General features: G+C 38.5%; 17 protein-coding genes and 1 pseudogene. 10 read left to right on the forward strand and 8 right to left on the reverse strand.

Annotation, left to right across the window (positions count from 1 at the left end; translation table 11 throughout):
* The first annotated feature begins 161 nt into the window (after window positions 1-161).
* The 7 genes and pseudogenes from istA to GHD25_RS12590 all read left to right on the forward strand — a co-directional run bounded on the left by istA (window position 162) and on the right by GHD25_RS12590 (window position 6,664).
* Window positions 162-1,657 (forward strand): annotated as a pseudogene (gene istA / locus GHD25_RS12560) (IS21 family transposase).
* A gap of 1 nt (window position 1,658) precedes the next feature.
* Complete coding sequence (istB, locus tag GHD25_RS12565) at window positions 1,659-2,378, forward strand: IS21-like element helper ATPase IstB (protein WP_164217363.1); 720 nt, start codon at window positions 1,659-1,661, stop codon at window positions 2,376-2,378.
* A 379-nt stretch (window positions 2,379-2,757) separates the two neighbouring features.
* Window positions 2,758-3,327, forward strand: a complete 570-nt coding sequence (locus tag GHD25_RS12570) for a helix-turn-helix domain-containing protein (RefSeq protein ID WP_164217365.1) — start codon at window positions 2,758-2,760, stop codon at window positions 3,325-3,327.
* A gap of 15 nt (window positions 3,328-3,342) precedes the next feature.
* Complete coding sequence (locus GHD25_RS12575; RefSeq protein WP_164217367.1) at window positions 3,343-4,269, forward strand: ABC transporter ATP-binding protein; 927 nt, start codon at window positions 3,343-3,345, stop codon at window positions 4,267-4,269.
* Window positions 4,262-5,053 (forward strand): ABC transporter permease, encoded by a 792-nt coding sequence (locus GHD25_RS12580; protein WP_164217369.1) that lies wholly within the window; start codon window positions 4,262-4,264, stop codon window positions 5,051-5,053. The genes GHD25_RS12575 and GHD25_RS12580 overlap by 8 nt, the downstream gene beginning before the upstream one ends.
* A 46-nt stretch (window positions 5,054-5,099) precedes the next feature.
* Window positions 5,100-5,324 (forward strand): PLD nuclease N-terminal domain-containing protein, encoded by a 225-nt coding sequence (locus tag GHD25_RS12585; RefSeq protein ID WP_164217371.1) that lies wholly within the window; start codon window positions 5,100-5,102, stop codon window positions 5,322-5,324.
* Window positions 5,325-5,440: 116 nt separating this feature from the next.
* Entirely contained in the window at window positions 5,441-6,664 is a 1,224-nt protein-coding gene (locus GHD25_RS12590) for an ISL3 family transposase (protein WP_462943738.1), read from the forward strand.
* A 191-nt stretch (window positions 6,665-6,855) separates the two neighbouring features.
* Here the strand turns inward: GHD25_RS12590 and pdaA are convergent, their stop codons facing one another.
* A complete protein-coding gene (pdaA, locus tag GHD25_RS12595; RefSeq protein WP_164217373.1) occupies window positions 6,856-7,641 on the reverse strand; it encodes a delta-lactam-biosynthetic de-N-acetylase in 786 nt (261 codons plus the stop codon).
* Window positions 7,642-7,891: 250 nt separating this feature from the next.
* Between pdaA and GHD25_RS12600 the strand changes: the two genes are divergently transcribed.
* Both GHD25_RS12600 and GHD25_RS12605 read left to right on the forward strand, forming a co-directional pair.
* Window positions 7,892-8,185: a TIGR04197 family type VII secretion effector gene (locus GHD25_RS12600; RefSeq protein ID WP_164217375.1), complete on the forward strand. Its 294-nt coding sequence runs from the start codon at window positions 7,892-7,894 to the stop codon at window positions 8,183-8,185.
* 21 nt (window positions 8,186-8,206) lie between these two features.
* The gene (locus tag GHD25_RS12605) at window positions 8,207-8,566 is read left to right on the forward strand and encodes a DUF3958 family protein (RefSeq protein WP_164217377.1); all 360 of its coding nucleotides are present in this window, start codon (window positions 8,207-8,209) and stop codon (window positions 8,564-8,566) included.
* A gap of 271 nt (window positions 8,567-8,837) precedes the next feature.
* Here the strand turns inward: GHD25_RS12605 and GHD25_RS12610 are convergent, their stop codons facing one another.
* The 3 genes from GHD25_RS12610 to GHD25_RS12620 form a co-directional block, all read right to left on the reverse strand.
* Window positions 8,838-10,151 carry a Na+/H+ antiporter family protein gene (locus tag GHD25_RS12610; protein WP_164217379.1) on the reverse strand — a complete coding sequence of 438 codons (1,314 nt, stop codon included), beginning with the start codon at window positions 10,149-10,151 and terminating at the stop codon, window positions 8,838-8,840.
* Between the two features lie 258 nt (window positions 10,152-10,409).
* A complete protein-coding gene (locus GHD25_RS12615) occupies window positions 10,410-11,222 on the reverse strand; it encodes a YfkD famly protein (protein ID WP_164217381.1) in 813 nt (270 codons plus the stop codon).
* Window positions 11,223-11,293: 71 nt separating this feature from the next.
* Complete coding sequence (locus GHD25_RS12620) at window positions 11,294-11,686, reverse strand: OsmC family protein (protein ID WP_164217383.1); 393 nt, start codon at window positions 11,684-11,686, stop codon at window positions 11,294-11,296.
* A 432-nt stretch (window positions 11,687-12,118) separates the two neighbouring features.
* On the opposite strand from GHD25_RS12620, the gene GHD25_RS12625 reads away from it, so the two are divergent.
* Window positions 12,119-13,276 carry an MFS transporter gene (locus GHD25_RS12625; RefSeq protein WP_164217385.1) on the forward strand — a complete coding sequence of 386 codons (1,158 nt, stop codon included), beginning with the start codon at window positions 12,119-12,121 and terminating at the stop codon, window positions 13,274-13,276.
* Window positions 13,277-13,598: 322 nt separating this feature from the next.
* On the opposite strand, the gene GHD25_RS12630 is transcribed toward GHD25_RS12625, so the two are convergent.
* The 4 genes from GHD25_RS12630 to GHD25_RS12645 all read right to left on the reverse strand — a co-directional run bounded on the left by GHD25_RS12630 (window position 13,599) and on the right by GHD25_RS12645 (window position 17,008).
* Window positions 13,599-14,288 (reverse strand): amino acid ABC transporter permease, encoded by a 690-nt coding sequence (locus GHD25_RS12630; RefSeq protein ID WP_164217387.1) that lies wholly within the window; start codon window positions 14,286-14,288, stop codon window positions 13,599-13,601.
* A gap of 201 nt (window positions 14,289-14,489) precedes the next feature.
* Window positions 14,490-15,359, reverse strand: a complete 870-nt coding sequence (locus GHD25_RS12635) for a transporter substrate-binding domain-containing protein (protein WP_164217516.1) — start codon at window positions 15,357-15,359, stop codon at window positions 14,490-14,492.
* Window positions 15,360-15,769: 410 nt separating this feature from the next.
* Window positions 15,770-15,952, reverse strand: a complete 183-nt coding sequence (locus GHD25_RS12640; protein WP_164217389.1) for a YjzC family protein — start codon at window positions 15,950-15,952, stop codon at window positions 15,770-15,772.
* Between the two features lie 240 nt (window positions 15,953-16,192).
* Window positions 16,193-17,008, reverse strand: a complete 816-nt coding sequence (locus tag GHD25_RS12645; RefSeq protein WP_164217392.1) for a YihY/virulence factor BrkB family protein — start codon at window positions 17,006-17,008, stop codon at window positions 16,193-16,195.
* Window positions 17,009-17,013 lie beyond the last annotated feature (5 nt).

Genomic DNA, 17,013 nt, shown 5'->3' on the forward strand with positions numbered 1-17,013 from the left:
ACATGTACTAAAAAGGTTTTTAAGGAATTTATAGGCTGAATGAAGAGCCTAAATATAATATACGAGGGGGGTATATAAAGAAAAAACCACTTGCCAACCTCTCCAAATAACTTTAAACTCCTCGTTGGACCAACAACGTTCGACAGGAGGTTATTAAAGAGATGTTAGCAGTGGCTGAAATTGATTATATCAGACATGAGGTCAATCAAAAAGGAGAAACATATGCCAGTGTAGGCAGAAGGATGGGTGTAGATCCACGCACGGTTAATAAATATGCCAATCAAGAGGAAATCATGAAGAGGGAAAGACAGAGACGAAAATCTCCCATTATGGATCCGGTTAAACCAATTTTAGATAAGTGGATTAAGGAAGATCTAAATAAGAAACGAAAGTATCATAGAACAGCGAAGAGGATGTTTCAACAATTAGAGAAGTTTCATAGTTTCAAAGGATCTTACCGAACGGTTCGGGACTATGTATCACGCCGTAAGCGAGAGTTAAAGGAAATCATGGAAGATGCAGCGTTACCGCTTGAATCTTTCCCGGTACAGCACAGGTTGACTTTGGAACAGCGCCATTTAAGTACCATTCTGAAGTTATTGATTTATCCTATTTAGTCATGTCGTTTCCTTACAGTAACAGCTTTTATTTTCAGGTATTTCCTTCGGAAAATACAGAATGTTTACTAGAGGGCTTGCAGCGAATGTTTCGTCATATGGGAGGCGTACCTAGAACAATCCGTTTTGATAATTTATCACCAGCAGTATCGAAGATTCGTGCAAAGGGAGAACGCGAACTAACAGATATGTTTGACCGTTTCGTCTTACACTATGGTTTTTCATATGAATTTTGTAATCCTGGTAAAGGGAATGAAAAGGGCCATGTGGAGGCAATGGTTAAATATGTGAGGAATAATTTTCTATTACCAGAGAATACGATTTTAGATCTGGATCAATTTAATAAAACATTGTGGGAATCAGCTGAACGAGATCGAGAGCGACGTCATTATGAGAAGGGAACCCTTCAAGCTGAATTGTTTAAAGAAGATCGGGAGAACTGGTTGGTATTACCTGAAAAGAGATTTGAATGTGCTCGTTATGAACAAGTGAAATCAGATAAGTACGGTTTCGTTTCAATCGACAAAAAGCAATATTCCACTTCTCCCAGATTTGCCAAGCACAACGTACGCGTCTGTATTACGTATAACTATGTAATAATCCTGAGTGATAATCATGACGTCATTGCGACGCATTCAAGGTTATATGGCATTAAAAGAAAATCAATGATATGGCAGCCATACCTGACTTTATTATCAAAACGACCACGGGCTATTAAATATTCAAGCTTGTATGATCAATTTCCAGCACTATGGACGGAGTACTTAAACAATTGTACAGAAGAAGAACAAAAAAGTGCATTGCGTCTTTTGGCAGACTTATTAAAGAACGATGATTTTTCATTATTAAACGAGGCCTTGAAATCAGCCTCTATCAACAATCATCCAAGTGTCGACCAAATAAAACACTGTTTTTATACACTACTTAACGAGGATACTGCACATAAAGCTATAACGCCGTCTATGTCGGTACCTAAGGTACCTGAGGCAGCCAGGGGACTATCACATTATGATTCCTTCTTTGAAAGGAGGGATCAATAAGATGGAAGAACAGATTGTAGCGTATGCCAAACGGCTAAAACTAAGTTGGATTAAAGAAAACTTTAACCAAGTGGAAGCAGACTCGCATCAAGAATATCTTCTTAAGTTATTTGAAGAAGAAGTTAAGAACCGTGAGGAGCGAAAGGTAAACTTATTACTCAAACAGGCACAGTTACCCAAAACAGGTCAGCAGCCCTTTCAATGGGAGCATATTCAAATTCCTCAGGGGATTGATCGAGCAACAATACAAAACGGGGCTTTTATTCATGAGAAAGAGAATCTTATTTTATATGGAGGAGTTGGTACTGGTAAAACTTATTTGGCAACACTAATCAGCTTAAATGCCATACATAGGTTTGGCAGTCGGGTTAAGTTTTACACCGTGGCATCTTTAGTTAACAAACTTATAGAAGCGAATCAGCAAGGAACGCTTCAGAAACTAATAAAACAGATAGAGAAGCTCGATTTACTGGTGTTAGATGAGTTGGGTTATATTCCACTTCACAAAGAAGGCGCAGAGCTTTTATTTCAGGTTATATCAATGTGCTACGAGAGCAAAAGTATAGTCATAACAACAAACTTACAGTTTGGCCAGTGGAATCATGTTTTTGGGGATCCCGTCTTAACAGAGGCAGTCATCGATCGTTTAATTCATCATTCTCATTTACTGCTTTTCACAGGAGAAAGCTTCCGGTACAAAGAATCTTTATTACATGAATAAATCAGAGGTGGCAAGTGGCATACAATTTTAAATGCCATTTCATACATTTTTCACTTGCCAAATACAAATTCGGATAATCGTGTGGAACTCAATCAAATAAAAGTATGTATTGTAGCATAATCCTTACTAAAGATAAGTAACCCCCTTAATAAATTAAGGGGGTTACTTTAACTGGGTAAATCTATATTTAAAAAAGTTCTATAAATATAGCTTGTACTGTATATAGGTAAACTATTTCTAAAATGTTACCCTTTAAGTTGGATTGCTAATAGCAAAAGAGTCTTCGCATCAATGTAAACAGATAGTTGACACATGTAAATCAAGGGTTTATCGATTTTTTATGATTGTTCCTATAAACTAAAATCAAAGGAGGATGACAATGAAAATCGGTGAACAGATTCGAATGTTACGTAAAAATAAAAACCTTTCTCAAGAGCAGTTAGGGAATAAACTTAACGTCTCCCGTCAAGCTGTTTATAAATGGGAAAGTGATAAAGGTTACCCTGAAATTCAAAATTTAATTGCACTAAGTGAATTGTTTGATATCAGTTTAGACGAACTCATCAAAGGAGATAAAGTTTTTCAAAAGAGAATAATTGTAAAAGGCGGAATCATATCTAATCGACGACTTTTATCATCGTTAAACTATTTCAGTATTTTTTTCGCTCCTTTCTTATTCCCATTTATTACGATTCTCGTTGGTGAAAAGGACATAAAAGGGCATGGGAAAAGAGCTTTTTTATCCCACTCTATTCCTGTGATTTTATATTTCATAATGATGAGTGTATTTTCCCTATCTTCGTATTTAACAGGAGCAGATCAACCAAATTCCATTTTAGTTATTTGGGGCGTAACTATCCTTGCTATTATTAGCGTAAGTGTTGTTATTTGGAATGTGATTCAAGGGGTAAAAGTGATTAAAACCCCTCTAAAATATGAAATTAAATAAGGGAGATGAATATTCATGGATAATAAACCAATTTTGCAATTAAAAAATGTTAGTAAGACACTTGGGAACAAAGTGGTTGTGAACGATATAAGTTTAGATATATATGCTGGTGAGATATTTGGGTTATTAGGTCCAAACGGGGCTGGAAAAACGACCACCATTCGCATGCTCGTTGGATTGCTATCAATAACAGAAGGAAAAATATTACTGAACGGTGTGAACATTAAAAAAGAGTTTGAACAAGCAATATCTCAAGTAGGGGCGATTGTTGAAAATCCTGAATTATATGATTATTTAACGGGCTATCAAAACTTGATCCATTTTTCTCGTATGTCTGGAAATGTTTCGAAAGAACGAATCAATGATATCATTCAAATCATTGGATTGGAAAATGCCATTCAAGCTAAAGTGAAAACATATTCGTTAGGTATGCGTCAACGATTAGGCTTGGGGCAAGCTCTTATGCACTCTCCGTCTATACTCATATTAGATGAACCAACAAACGGGTTAGATCCATCAGGTATTCGAGAGTTTCGTCAGCTTCTAATAAAGTTAGCAAAAAAAGAAAAAATGGCTGTTCTTGTGTCGAGTCATCTCCTCGCTGAAATGGAAATGATGTGTGATCGGATAGGTATTATTCAACACGGAAAATTAATTGATGTTCAATCGGTACACAACTTTGTTGAATCAGAAAAGAAATTGACCGTCACTTTTACTGTTGACCGAGTTGATTTAGCAGAACAAACTATACAACAGGATTTCGATAATAAGCCATTTAATGTAAGTGACAAGACCTTCGAAGTACATCTGGAGTACAATCAGGTTCCGTATGTGACAAATTCCCTTGTGGGAAAAGGAATTAAAATATATGGCATTACATCAACACAGAAAACGCTGGAAGATAAATTTATCGAAATAACGGGAGGTCAACCAATTGTCTAAATTGATCGAATGTATTAAAAATGAAAACTTGAAAATCTACAGTCGTTTAGGAACCAAAATAATGGTTGGTACATTAATTCTAGCTGTGTTTGTTGCTGGTTTAATCCATAACTATTTGCCTGAATCCCCTGCGTCTATGTGGGAATTTTTATATGTTAATTTAGAAATTTATGTTTCCATTATCGTCTTGTACGCAGTCATTATAGCTGCAGGGAATATTCCGATGGAGTTTTCGAAAGGCACTATCAAGCTGTTACTCATACGTCCAATTAGCCGATCCAAAGTCCTGTTATCCAAATATATCGCTACTGTTTCTTTTTCACTTGGTATGCTCGTAACTACATTCGCTTTATCCCTTTTAGTAGGCGGTATATTTTTTGGATTTGATCCTCCATCTCAAGCAAACCTAATAACAATGAGCGGTAGTCCAGTGGAAAATGTTATTCCTCATCTTATCACTGTGACTGCATTTATTTTTATCGATATGCTGATGATGGTTACAATAGCATTTATGATTTCCACTATTTTTCATAATAGTGCGATGGCCATTGGTCTAGTGGTTTTATTAAGATTTGCAGGTCCGAATATTGTGATCGTTCTTCACCAATACGATTGGGCAAAGTACATTTTGTTTGCTAATTTGAATTTAAGACAGCACATTGACGGGACTTCTATTACAGAGGGATTGACGTTGAGCTTTTCCGTCATTACGCTTGCTATTTATTTTCTTATTTTTGTTATCCTAACTTGGTGGATATTCAATAAAAGAGATATAATTGCTTAGAAATGTAGTGCTGAATTTTACTATACAATAGAATGGTGTGTTAACTATGGAAACTAATACTTTAAATATAGTACTTGTCCTTGTATTAATTCTCATTGGGGCTATTATAAATATCATTACAAGCATATGGATTTACCGAGATGCTATTAGAAGGGGCAATAGTAATGAATATGCGTTGATTGTGTTATTTGGAACTTTATTTCTTCCATTTATAGGAGGACTTGTTTACTTGATTATTAGAAAAAACAAGAAGAGCGAAAGGAAAAAGTAAATGCTAATCAATATGCTCAACCTGCCAAATTTTAAAATCCTCGACATGAAGGAGAGTGAGTATGATTATAGATTTTTAGTGGAGTCTACTGCTCTGTCTCCTTCACATTGTCCAAAATGTGGTCCGTTGCAAACTTATATAAACATGGTAAGAAACAACAGCTATTTTTCGACCTGCCAATGCACGCAAAACGTGTCGGTATCTATGTCAATCGCCAACGATATAAATGTAGGGATTGTAATGAAACATTTTTTGAAAATCTAGCAGAAATGGATGTCAATCGTACTGTCACTAATAGGCTTATAGATTGGATTCAAGAAGAAAGTCTTGAAAAGCCATTCACCAGTGTTGCTGACGAAATAGGCGTTGATGAAAAAACTGTACGTAACATCTTTAATGACTATGTAGCTGAACTTGAAGCACAAACAGAGTTTAGAACTCCTAAATGGCTTGGTCTTGATGAAGTCCATTTGTTAAAAAACTATCGTTTTGTCGTTACAGATGTTGAAAACAAATCGGTAATTGACATTTTGCGAAAACGTAATAAAAATGTGATTATCAGTTATCTTTCAAAGCTCAAAGACATTGATAAAGTTGAACTTGTAGCAATGGATATGTGGAGACCTTACAAAGATGCGGTTAACATGGTAATTCCACACGCCAAAATAGTTATCGACAAGTTTCACGTTGTTAAATTAGCAAATGAAGGCTTAGAGAAGATACGAAAGGCTAATCGTCAAAATGTATCAGCCAAAGAACGTAGGCAACTTATGAGAGATCGTTATGTGCTTCTGACAAGGCGTAAAGACCTCAACGACTTTGATGACCAAATAAAACTGCAAGTATGGACTGATATGTTCCCGTTGCTTGGTCAAGCCTATGAACTCAAAGAACAGTTCTTTGACATTTATGAAGCTAAAACAGTCGATGAAGCATATAAACTCTATCAAGAATGGATTTCAAATGTACCTAAAGGGTTAATGACCTACTTCGAGGATCTCATTAAGGCTATGACCAATTGGGAAGAAGAGATATTCAACTATTTCACTTCACCTATCACAAACGCCTATACAGAGTCCTTAAATCGCTTAATTAAGACGATAAATCATATTGGTCGTGGTTACTCTTTTGAAGCCCTCAGAGCCAAGATTTTGTTTACACAGGGCTATCGCAAAGTTAAAAGGAAAAAGAAATTCAAAGAAGTTGAAGTTACTTTCGGAAAAATGTTGCCTGATCAAATGCCAAATTGGTTAGAACCAGAATATGAATGGGTGTACGAAGAAATCTATGGTGCTGACTTTTCCACACTGATCAAGGCTATGGATGAGGGTTCTTTTTAACCCTCTTTCCACACTATAATCCGAATACCCGATATTTTAAAGCTGCAGATATTTTTGTTCACCCGAAAGTCGATTTCGATCCTTCATGGGTAATGGTTTATAAATGTTTTGAATATAACAAAAAAGGCGGGATGCCTGTCCCCGTTCGGCAAAATTCAGGAAGTGTACTGTTTACGAACTTCCTGTCCCATTTAGTAAATTCCTTCCGGCAGCTGATCTTTTAACACAAGATCATCCAAACTCTTAAAAGCATATCCATCTTTTTTTAATTCGGCAATAAGATGCTCCAGCGCTTCCGCATTATCGGAGGATACTGTATGAAGCAGCACGATTGCCCCAGGATGGATTTGAGACATAATCTGGTCAAATGCGTATTCCCAGCCTTTTTGTTTGTTCGTTTCCCAATCAATAAATGCCAGCGACCAGAAAATATGCATATAACCCAGCTCATTTGCCCATTGCAGAGTATCTTCATTAAACATTCCCCTTGGCGGTCTGAGATATTTCAAATCATCCTGATCCGACACTTCAGCCACTGCTGCTTCCAGTGTTTCCAATTCCTCCTTCACTGCATTCTTAGTAATAACCGAAAAATCAGGGTGGTGGTATGAATGATTGCCAACGATGTGCCCCTCATCCACCATTCTTTTCACAAGTTCCGGCTCACTTTCCACATAGTGGCCGGTTACAAAAAAAGTTGCAGGTACTGCTTCTTTTTTTAATACATCCAGTATGTCATCTGTATAGCCTTCCTCATAGCCATTATCAAAGGTCAGATAAATATTCTTTTCTCCTGATTCATCTGCATAATACGCGCCAAATTTGTCAAGAATTTCCTTGTATTTACCAATATCGGGGATTTCATGATTACTATTTTTTTTATAGCCCCACCCATAGCCGCCTGCAGCCTCAGTCTGGATAACATTAAAGGGAGCAATGATGAATATAGTTAATAATACAGCTGAAAATATTCGCATAGCAACAACTCCAACTACTTTTCTTTTATCTTATCCCGTAAAAAGTTTATTATTCACCCTGTGCTGTGCCAGCCATCAGCCTGCAAAAATCAGTCAGATTTTAAATACAAATATTACAAAATACCCTTGTTTTTCATATGCGTCACTGTTACGCTAATAGTATAATGGGATACCTATGAGCAACTATTTGTACGTTATATTTTTTATGATTAGGATGTAACATATTTACTTGGAAAAATGAGGTGACTCCATGATTCAAAGCAACCTGGGAAACGCTGAGCATATTGCAACACTGATGGGCCAGGCCTCCGACGCTATTGAACGCGCAACACAAAAATCTTTGAATACGGCTGATAAAACAACACTTACCGTAAATGAAAGGGCACAAACTGCAAACCAGCAGGCTGTTGACTTATCACAGGCATTCAATCAGGCTTTTCAGCAAACAATCCAAAACATTCAATCTGCAGCAGAAGAATTTGAACGGACAGATAGTCAACTTCAGCAAATGTTCAATTCGAGGCTTTTTTATAAGAACGTTTAGCATTTTTTGGGAGAGAAGAAAATGGAAAAGAAAATAATTTCCGATGAAAGACTGCAGGAAATAAATAAAAGTTTATATGAGATATCTGAAAAGCAAGTCCAAAATCAGCGTGATCTTATGACAAACGAACAGTCGGAACAGCATTTTTCCGAAATCAGCAGAAAATGTGATCGGCTATTTGACCGATTATTTTGCTCCTGGAACAAAGACAAAGCTTTTGCCAATTGGCTGAATCAGGAAAATACGGAACTATTGCATAATAAACAACAGATTTCCTTTCACCTGGAAGATCAAAGAAAAGCACTGAATGACGAAAAAAGGCGATTAAATAACCTGGAAGATGAATTATACAGTCAGAGACGTGCACTCCTGAACGAGTGAAAATAGGCGTGAAGCCGAATATATACGCTGCAGCAACCTTAATCTCAAAGCATCATTATGAATTCCGTGTTGCATTGAAAGCTCTGCATGGATAGAACTGGAAATCAAGCGGGCAGCATGCAGAAATTTTAGATAAGCATCGTGTTTATCGGAAATTGGGTTAATTTCCCTTACAAAGAGAATATGAATTTATCCGCTAACCCACAGCTCTTAAAATGATAGAGAACTAAAAATCACTTTCTCCTAAACAGGGAGAAAGTGATTTTTTTCATTATAATATAACTGCAGCTGCCCAGCCAAATATGAATAATGGGATATTAAAATGTATAAACGTCGGAACTACCGTATCCCAAATGTGATGGTGTTTTCCGTCTGCGTTTAAACCTGCCGTCGGTCCAAGTGTACTGTCCGATGCAGGTGATCCGGCATCCCCAAGCGCTCCTGCTGTACCAATGAGCGCAGCGGTAGCCATAGGTGAAAACCCTGCCGCAACGCATATTGGCACATATAAAGCTGCCAATATTGGAATAGTACCGAACGAGGAACCAATCCCCATTGTAACAATAAGGCCAACAAGCAACAAAATAAAGGCAATAAGCACTTGATTATCACCAAGAAAACCGGAAGACGATTCCACCAATGAATTTACAGCACCTGTTTCCGTTAAAATGTTGCCAAAACCGGATGCAACAAACATAACAAACGCAATCATCCCCATCATGGCGATTCCCTCTGACATTACTTTTTCCCCTGCTTTAAACGGCACTGCCACTAATACGAACATAAGAATTAATCCAGTTAAAGCACCGGCAATCAGGTTATCTGTAACAATTTGCACAACCAGTGCTGCAACTATGGCAATCAGCGTGAAAAAGTGTTTGATGCTAAATGCTGTTTCGCCAACTTGTTCATCCGTTTTAATGACTGATTCCGTTCCGCCGGCTCCTGCTGCTGCATCCCTGTCTTTTCTGTATGTGATAAATACCGCGACAAGTAAACCAACTAACATTCCCAGCCCCGGAATCAACATGGATAAAGCTGTTTCCCCTACCGTAATGGGAACCCCGTTATCCTCCATTCCCTCCACAATGATTCCGTGAAAAATCAATCCAAATCCTGCGGGAATCATTACATAAGGTGCTTTCAGTCCAAAAGTCAATGCTGTAGCAACAGCCCGGCGATCGACACGCATTTGGTCAAAAACCTTTAATAGCGGCGGTATTAATATTGGTATGAATGCAATATGCACCGGTACAAGGTTCTGTGATAACGAAGCAACCCCAGCAATAACCAGTACCATCATCGTCTTTTTACCTGTCAGTATACGAATTAAATATCGTACAAGAATGCCTGTAATCCCCGTATAGCTAATAGCTACAGCAAAAGCTCCGAGCAGGATATAGCTCAAGGCCGTGTTAGCTCCCCCGCTCATGCCTTCCACAAGCATTTCAATAGATTCAATAATAGAAAGTCCTGACATTACACCTGCAGTTAATGCAGCAATTATAATAGCTATAACAACATTGACACGCAATAAGCTGAGTATCGTCATTACCAAAACAGATATGGCCACAACCCATTCCATTTCCCTTCCCCCTCATATTCCCTTATTTCTATTTTTATTTTATCTCTTTATCATGATAAAGTATTAAAGCGAAAAGTTCAACCCCCTTTTTCCTTATTTTTATGCATTAGAAAAATCCTGTATACATCTACAGGATTTTTCAAGGATTTGAAAATCAGGGGAACGGAATGCAGTATATATTGGGTAATGAGCATTTGGCGCAAGCCCGATTTTATGCTATGGGATGGGAACTGCTGTACCTGCAGTCCCGGGAACGAATCATTTAATATTATAGGAGAAGGCTACATGGTCCTGAATCGGTATCCAGGCACCTACCCCCTGTTTGGTCACATTTTTTATTTCAATCGATTTCTTGGAACCTTTGAGCTTGATATACACTTCACCAAAAGTAACTTCGCCTTTTTCACTAACTGCCGGAGCAAAAGCTTCCAATGTCCCATATTTTTCAGCAGGCACCTGATAGGAATGACTCTTTTTTGTATTGCGGCCAATAACGGTGTTAAATGAAAGCGGCAGGTCTACCATGCTTTCCGCATGAAGCAGCATCATTTTTTTGACTTCATCCGGTCTTGAAATTTTATTGGTCAGTGACCCTTGAATCTCTTGTTGTTCCTGCTGGGTATAATTTAATTCCTGATTCGCATTGCCCCCAATATTATTAATTTCGTTTTTATTAATCGACTGATATTCCCAGTTAATCCTCGTATCCTTCGAGGTGTAGTTTAAAGGCCATCTCCCGATGAAAACTTCACCACGGTAACCAATCGCAATGGGGGAAGGATTAAGCGTTGTTTCATTCAGGGTTTTTATTAAATCAGGATTTTCTACCGGTATATCCGTGTTCTCTATCAGCTCGCTCGTTAATTCACTCGGCTCTATTACCTCTTGATCTTCTGCGGTATTGTTATGGGTGTTTTCTTTTTCAATGCTTAACACATGACTGGGGATTTCAAAATCCTTATTCTCTTCTTTATCCTCCGCCTTGTCTTCCTCACCAGAAGCAATGAGCGGCAACATCAGCGTAAACATCATAAAGAATAGGAGGGTTTTAAAATAACGGCTTGCTTTCATTTGTCCATATCCCTTCTTTTTCCCATAGTTTTTTCAGACAAATGATTTTTATACGTACAGCCGTCTCTAAATTACATCGTTAATGGAACTATTTCTATACTCTCCTCGATTTCAATGCTGTTCTCCACAGAACGGATCATGGAGCAATTTTTCCTGCTGATCGCCAAATTCTTATATAATTTATCCGGATCCAATTGCTTTCCTTTAATCACATAATTCATATGAATTTTTTCTATGCGGTTTGCTTCTTCCGGATTTCTGTGAACTGTAGCCTCCACCTGCATATCATGTATTTCTGTCCGCTGTTTTTTCATTATTTTCAGGAAAACGGAGCTGCTGCAGCCAACTATCGAGGCAACCATCAATTGATAAGGTCTATATCCAAATTCTTCATTTCCGGAAACATCTAATTGCCCGTAATCCAATTCAGTGCGCATGCCATTTTCTTTTAATGTAAATTTCATACCAGTACCTCCATTTAAGTTTTCTGTACATATACTATTTCCTTTTATGACCATAGGATAACTTATTTCTCTTGCCTTTGCCCATGAAAAGACTTGGCTCTGGCTTCAAGGTATCATCCCCGCCAAGAATCCCCGGAAGGAAAATTTCCTCAGAATCTGTTACATTAATAAGGGATAAAAATCTCATTAACAATAATTATTTTACTGTACGAAGCAATTGCGCCATAATCATGAACTTCACGAGTAAACATATATATTTTCATTTACAAGTCCGGATATTTAACTAAAATAAGCAATCATGAAATTAATCCAAACTTAACACTTAAAAATTTTAGTTTTCCCGGCTGAAATTTTTTTAACGTGCAAGGAAATAAAAATTTAACTTAAAATCCTTTAAGTCTAAATCATATTTTTAAGGAAGGAGCGGCAGCCGTGGTATCCATTCAAACGAGATTCTGGATTTTAATCGCATTGGTGGGCATTTCCGGTTTTTCACAAGGGATGCTCTTGCCGCTTTTGGCCATCATACTCGAACAAAGCGGTGTTTCTTCCTCTGTGAATGGCCTTCATGCAACTGGTTTGTATATTGGGATCATCCTGGCTTCCCCATTCATGGAAAAACCTTTGCGGAAATTCGGCTTCAAACCGATTATTATTATTGGAGGCATGCTCGTATTTATCTCTCTGGCTTTGTTTCCGTTTTGGCACGCACTATGGTTCTGGTTTATATTACGTATGCTGATCGGCATCGGTGATCAAATGCTCCATTTTGGCACCCAAACCTGGATTACCTCCACCGTTTCAGCGCATTCCCGCGGAAAAAGCATTGCCTATTACGGGTTGTCTTTCGGTCTTGGATTTGCTTTAGGTCCATTAATGACAAGGCTTTTATCCATTAACGAAGCTTTGCCATTTTTCATTTCAGCATTGCTTAGCATGCTTGTCTGGTCTGCTATGCTTTTTGTAAAAAATATGATTCCGGAAAAGGAATTTGAGACGGGAAAACAAACCAGTTCCTTCAAAAGATTTTTGGAAACAGCAAAGATAGCCTGGGTTGCACTGCTCCCCGGTTTTGGCTATGGATTTTTAGAGGCATCATTACATAGTATTTTCCCCATTTACGGTTTGCGTTTGGGACACTCTGTAGATACGCTGGCCCTGATCATCCCGTTTTTTGCTTTAGGCAGTCTTGTTACCCAAATTCCTTTGGGGATTATAAGTGACAGATATGGACGGAAGCGCGTTCTGTTAACCATTATATCCGCAGGTGCAGTCTGCTTTTTCCTGACTGCTCTATTTGAAGGTTCCGTGCTTGCCCTGTTTATTTTATTCGCCCTGTCCGGCATGCTTGTCGGTTCGTTATTCTCTCTGGGGATTGCATATATGACTGATTTACTGCCCCAAAATCTTTTGCCGGCGGGAAATCTGATGGTTGGCATTACTTTTAGCATCGGGAGCATCAGCGGTCCTTTTATTGGAGGTATTTATGTAGATATCTTCCCCGGGTTGTCCTTTTTCTATTTATTAAGCGGCATACTGGTAATTGTCGCTGGCGCCCTTTATTTTAAAAAGGAACCTGCAGCGGTGTAAAACAGGAGGGGGCAGAGCAGTATCAGCCTGGGGGAGCAATAAATTAGCAGAAGCGGTTTCATATCCAATACCTTCTGCTAATTCATTGCTTCACTAAATCTTTTGTATACCCTTGATTCACGGATTGATTCATAAATTATATCAGCTATTTAATTTAAAAGTCTTTTAAGGAGACGGCGTATGACTGTGGAAGGGTTACTGCTCATGTACTTATAAGCTTATTTAACTCCCTCGAAATTTGATGAAATCCTTTATTTTATGACCTATAAACTAAGTCTAAACAATAACAGTGCATTCGCGCCGCATCATTTTTCATTACATTTTAATTTTCCACATACTTACTATATCGAATTTCCAGCCTGTCCTGGATAAAAGAGATGATTACACAAATTGGCCAGTAGATGAGCGCCACTAATACGTACATTGTCATGGCATCAAACTCACGGCCTGCAACAATTTGGGTTTTTTGAAACAGTTCCGGCACAGTAATTACCGCAGCTAAAGACGTTGCTTTCACGATATCCATAAATACATTTGTCAGCGGAGGAATGGCAATTCGCGTAGCCTGCGGCAAAATGATTTTCCTTAACGTCTTTGCATAGCCGAGATTGAGTGCTTTTGCCGATTCCCACTGACCTTTATCAATACTGTTTAACGCAGAGCGGTCGATCTCTGCGATATATGCTGCACTGTTCAATCCAAATCCAAGTGTAGCTGCAGCCAAAGCAGAAAATTCAATCCCGACAACAGGCAGGCCAAAATATAAAATGAATAAAAACACCAGCATAGGTGTACCGCGCATAAAGGAAATATATATCCGTGCAGGCCACCTCAAAATAATTCTCGTTGAGCCCCTGGCAAGTGCAAGCATTAAACCTAATACAAGTCCAATCACCATACCTGCCAGGGAAATCGTTAAGGTCATAGGCAGCCCGCCAAGCACAAAGGGCAGGTTTTCCCATGCCAGCTTTACATCAAACAGCCCCCCAAAATCAAACCCCTGAAAATTCATTGTCCTTCCCCTTTAATCCAAAATTGACTACATCTATCCATCAAACAGCTTTGTTGCCTTTACTATTAAAGGCTTTCCTCCTAAAACTCAAAACGATGCTCCTGTAAAGACCAAAGTGAATCAATCTAGATAATATGGTACCAGTCCGTAATAAACTAACTTTCTTACACTACTATACTGCCTTGTAACCAACAGTTCTGTCTACAGGTCAAGGCCTTCAATTTCAATAAAATCTCCTTCAAGCTCCCGGGAAGCATCTTCTTCATAGAATGTTTCCGCGAGCTCGGTCAGCGTGCCGTCCTCCCGCATTTCTGCCAATGCACTATTTACTTGTTTAGTTAATTCGTCCGCGCCTTTGGCCATGATCGCAGCCTGTTCATTCGGATGGAACTTAAGATCAGGGTGCAGGTGAATATCAAAATCCGGAAAACCTGCCACACCGAATTTGGATAAGTAGTAATCATTTACGACAACATCTGTTCTGCCATTATTTACATCACGCAAGTATGCTTCATTTGGTGCATTTCCATAAGTAATTACCTCGGCACCATAATGTTCTGCAATTTGACTGTAGATAGTCGTTGCTCCCCCGCCTGCTTTTTTCCCTTCCAGATCTTCCAGCGACTCAATGCCTGAATTATCCTCTTCCCTGACTACCATAGTGGAATAGGAGTATTTATACGGGTCACTGAAATTAAATTCTTCCTGACGCTTGTCGGTAACTTCTATATCATTTGCTGCTATATCAATTCTTCCGCTGTTAATGGCCGGCAGCATACTGTCAATTCCCATAATCTCAAAAGAAATATCAAGATCAAGCCGTTTTGCTACCTCCCGCATCACTTCCACATCATAACCCGTTAACTGGTCCTCACTCTCTTCCTCTCCATCATAAAAAGAGGCGGCCAGCAATGTGCCGGAAGTCCCGACCACAATTTCTCCGACTTCCTGGATCTCCTCCCATTTTTCGTCTGTTACATCCCCTTCGTCACTGCTGTTATCATTCTCCTCTTCACTTCCGCACGCTGATAAAGCCAGCGTTAATACTGTTACAAAAAGAAATAATTTCATCTGTTTCAACCTAATCACCCCTATTGTTATATTAAATTCACAGTGTAAATTGTAACAACTTTATGACTTAAATACAAAAGTTTTACAAACTTTTTTTTATGTTCCGTTTCTCCTTTTGATTATATTTCGATGTGTGCTGAAATATTTTTTAAAAAATGTTTTCTGGGTGGAAGGTACAGATATAGCTTTGGCCACAGCTGTAATTGTCTTAATATATGACTTTTCCAAAATCACGAACACCACTGGTTTACTCCGGCCGTATGCACAGTATTGTCAAGCAAACTGTTTCCCAACCAGCTGAGAAGTTCCAAACAACAAAAAACACACCTCTTGTTTTTAACATATAGAGGTGTGTTTTTCCATTTTATCAATTGATCAAAGATATATTTTGTGGCGTATTGCAAGCCGGACTATGACGATTTCACCCAATAAGCTGCTTCGTTTTCAGATGGAGAAGGCGGAAACTGATCCCCTTCGTTTAAATTGATTTCCGTGTTGTCCTGGGCGTTATTACCGTTTTGCAGCTTGTCCACTTTATATTTGCCGCTTTCCGGTGCCTTTTCACCTGTCTTAAATTGTTGATTGTTAGCCATCTTATCCAGCCTCCTTAAAATTTATTTCACATATACAATTCCACGGAGGCATAAATTTAAACTCGTTAAGCAATTACAATCAGGTTAAAAGGAGATTACCCAGGAGCAATCAGGAACATTTTCTCCTCTAAACAATCTCATGGATGCTTCATTTATCAATCAAGACATCATTCCAAAGCTATCCAGCTGTTTATCCTGCTTTATAAACCAATCTGTCTGCATGTGGCAGAATTAATGATATCAGGCAGATTTTTCCCTTATGAACGCGTTAATCAACCCGCCCAGCATAATGATAATAGCAGAAATATAAAACCATAGCATGAGTACAATTACTGTACCAAGACTCCCGTATGTAGCTGAGTAGTTCCCCAGGGTATTAACATAAAATGAGAAGGCCAGTGAGGTAAGCTGCCAAAAGACCGTTGCAAAAACAGCTCCCCATATCGCATTTTTAAAATAAATCCGTTTATTCGGAGCGAGGACATATAAAGCCAGGAAAACGACAAAAAATACAACCGATGAAGTTATATACCTGACAGATTCCCAAACTGTAATAAATCCTTCCGATAAACCAAAGAAAGAAAAAAGGTAGACACCAATCATCCTGCCAAACACAGGCAGAAGCAAAGCAGTAATAATAACGATAATCATTCCGATAGTAAGCACAACAGCAATTAATCTGGACACAATAAACGAACGATTCTCCTCCACCTCATATGCTCTGTTAAAACCCCGCATAAGGGCATTTACCCCATTGGATGCCGACCATAAGGTAACGATAATTCCAATTGATAACAAACCGCCGCTTTGCTGATGCATAAGCTGTTGGACATTTGACTCGATTAAATCGCTGATCTGATCAGGGGCGTACCTGTTAATAAATTCTACCACCGCTATATCATCAAATGGCAAAAAACCAACAAGTGTCACCAGCACCAATAAAAACGGAAAAAGAGACAGCAGAAAAAAATACGCCAATTGTGCCGCTAACCCAAAAACATCCACTTTTTCTATTCTCTCATATAGCTGCAATCCGATGTTTACTATTCTTTTCAATCAAT

This window comes from Virgibacillus aidingensis (assembly GCF_010994035.1).
GTDB lineage: Bacteria > Bacillota > Bacilli > Bacillales > Amphibacillaceae > Virgibacillus_N.

Excerpts from the sequence above, each read along its gene's own strand:
- GHD25_RS12635 (WP_164217516.1), bottom strand. The coding sequence starts at position 15,359 with ATGAAATTATTTCTTTTTGTAACAGTATTAACGCTGGCTTTATCAGCG.
- GHD25_RS12590 (WP_462943738.1), top strand. The coding sequence starts at position 5,441 with ATGTGGTCCGTTGCAAACTTATATAAACATGGTAAGAAACAACAGCTA.
- pdaA (WP_164217373.1), bottom strand. The coding sequence starts at position 7,641 with ATGCGAATATTTTCAGCTGTATTATTAACTATATTCATCATTGCTCCC.
- GHD25_RS12610 (WP_164217379.1), bottom strand. The coding sequence starts at position 10,151 with ATGGAATGGGTTGTGGCCATATCTGTTTTGGTAATGACGATACTCAGC.
- GHD25_RS12605 (WP_164217377.1), top strand. The coding sequence starts at position 8,207 with ATGGAAAAGAAAATAATTTCCGATGAAAGACTGCAGGAAATAAATAAA.
- GHD25_RS12585 (WP_164217371.1), top strand. The coding sequence starts at position 5,100 with ATGGAAACTAATACTTTAAATATAGTACTTGTCCTTGTATTAATTCTC.
- GHD25_RS12570 (WP_164217365.1), top strand. The coding sequence starts at position 2,758 with ATGAAAATCGGTGAACAGATTCGAATGTTACGTAAAAATAAAAACCTT.
- istB (WP_164217363.1), top strand. The coding sequence starts at position 1,659 with ATGGAAGAACAGATTGTAGCGTATGCCAAACGGCTAAAACTAAGTTGG.
- GHD25_RS12640 (WP_164217389.1), bottom strand. The coding sequence starts at position 15,952 with ATGGCTAACAATCAACAATTTAAGACAGGTGAAAAGGCACCGGAAAGC.
- GHD25_RS12575 (WP_164217367.1), top strand. The coding sequence starts at position 3,343 with ATGGATAATAAACCAATTTTGCAATTAAAAAATGTTAGTAAGACACTT.
- GHD25_RS12630 (WP_164217387.1), bottom strand. The coding sequence starts at position 14,288 with ATGAATTTTCAGGGGTTTGATTTTGGGGGGCTGTTTGATGTAAAGCTG.
- GHD25_RS12615 (WP_164217381.1), bottom strand. The coding sequence starts at position 11,222 with ATGAAAGCAAGCCGTTATTTTAAAACCCTCCTATTCTTTATGATGTTT.
- GHD25_RS12600 (WP_164217375.1), top strand. The coding sequence starts at position 7,892 with ATGATTCAAAGCAACCTGGGAAACGCTGAGCATATTGCAACACTGATG.
- GHD25_RS12620 (WP_164217383.1), bottom strand. The coding sequence starts at position 11,686 with ATGAAATTTACATTAAAAGAAAATGGCATGCGCACTGAATTGGATTAC.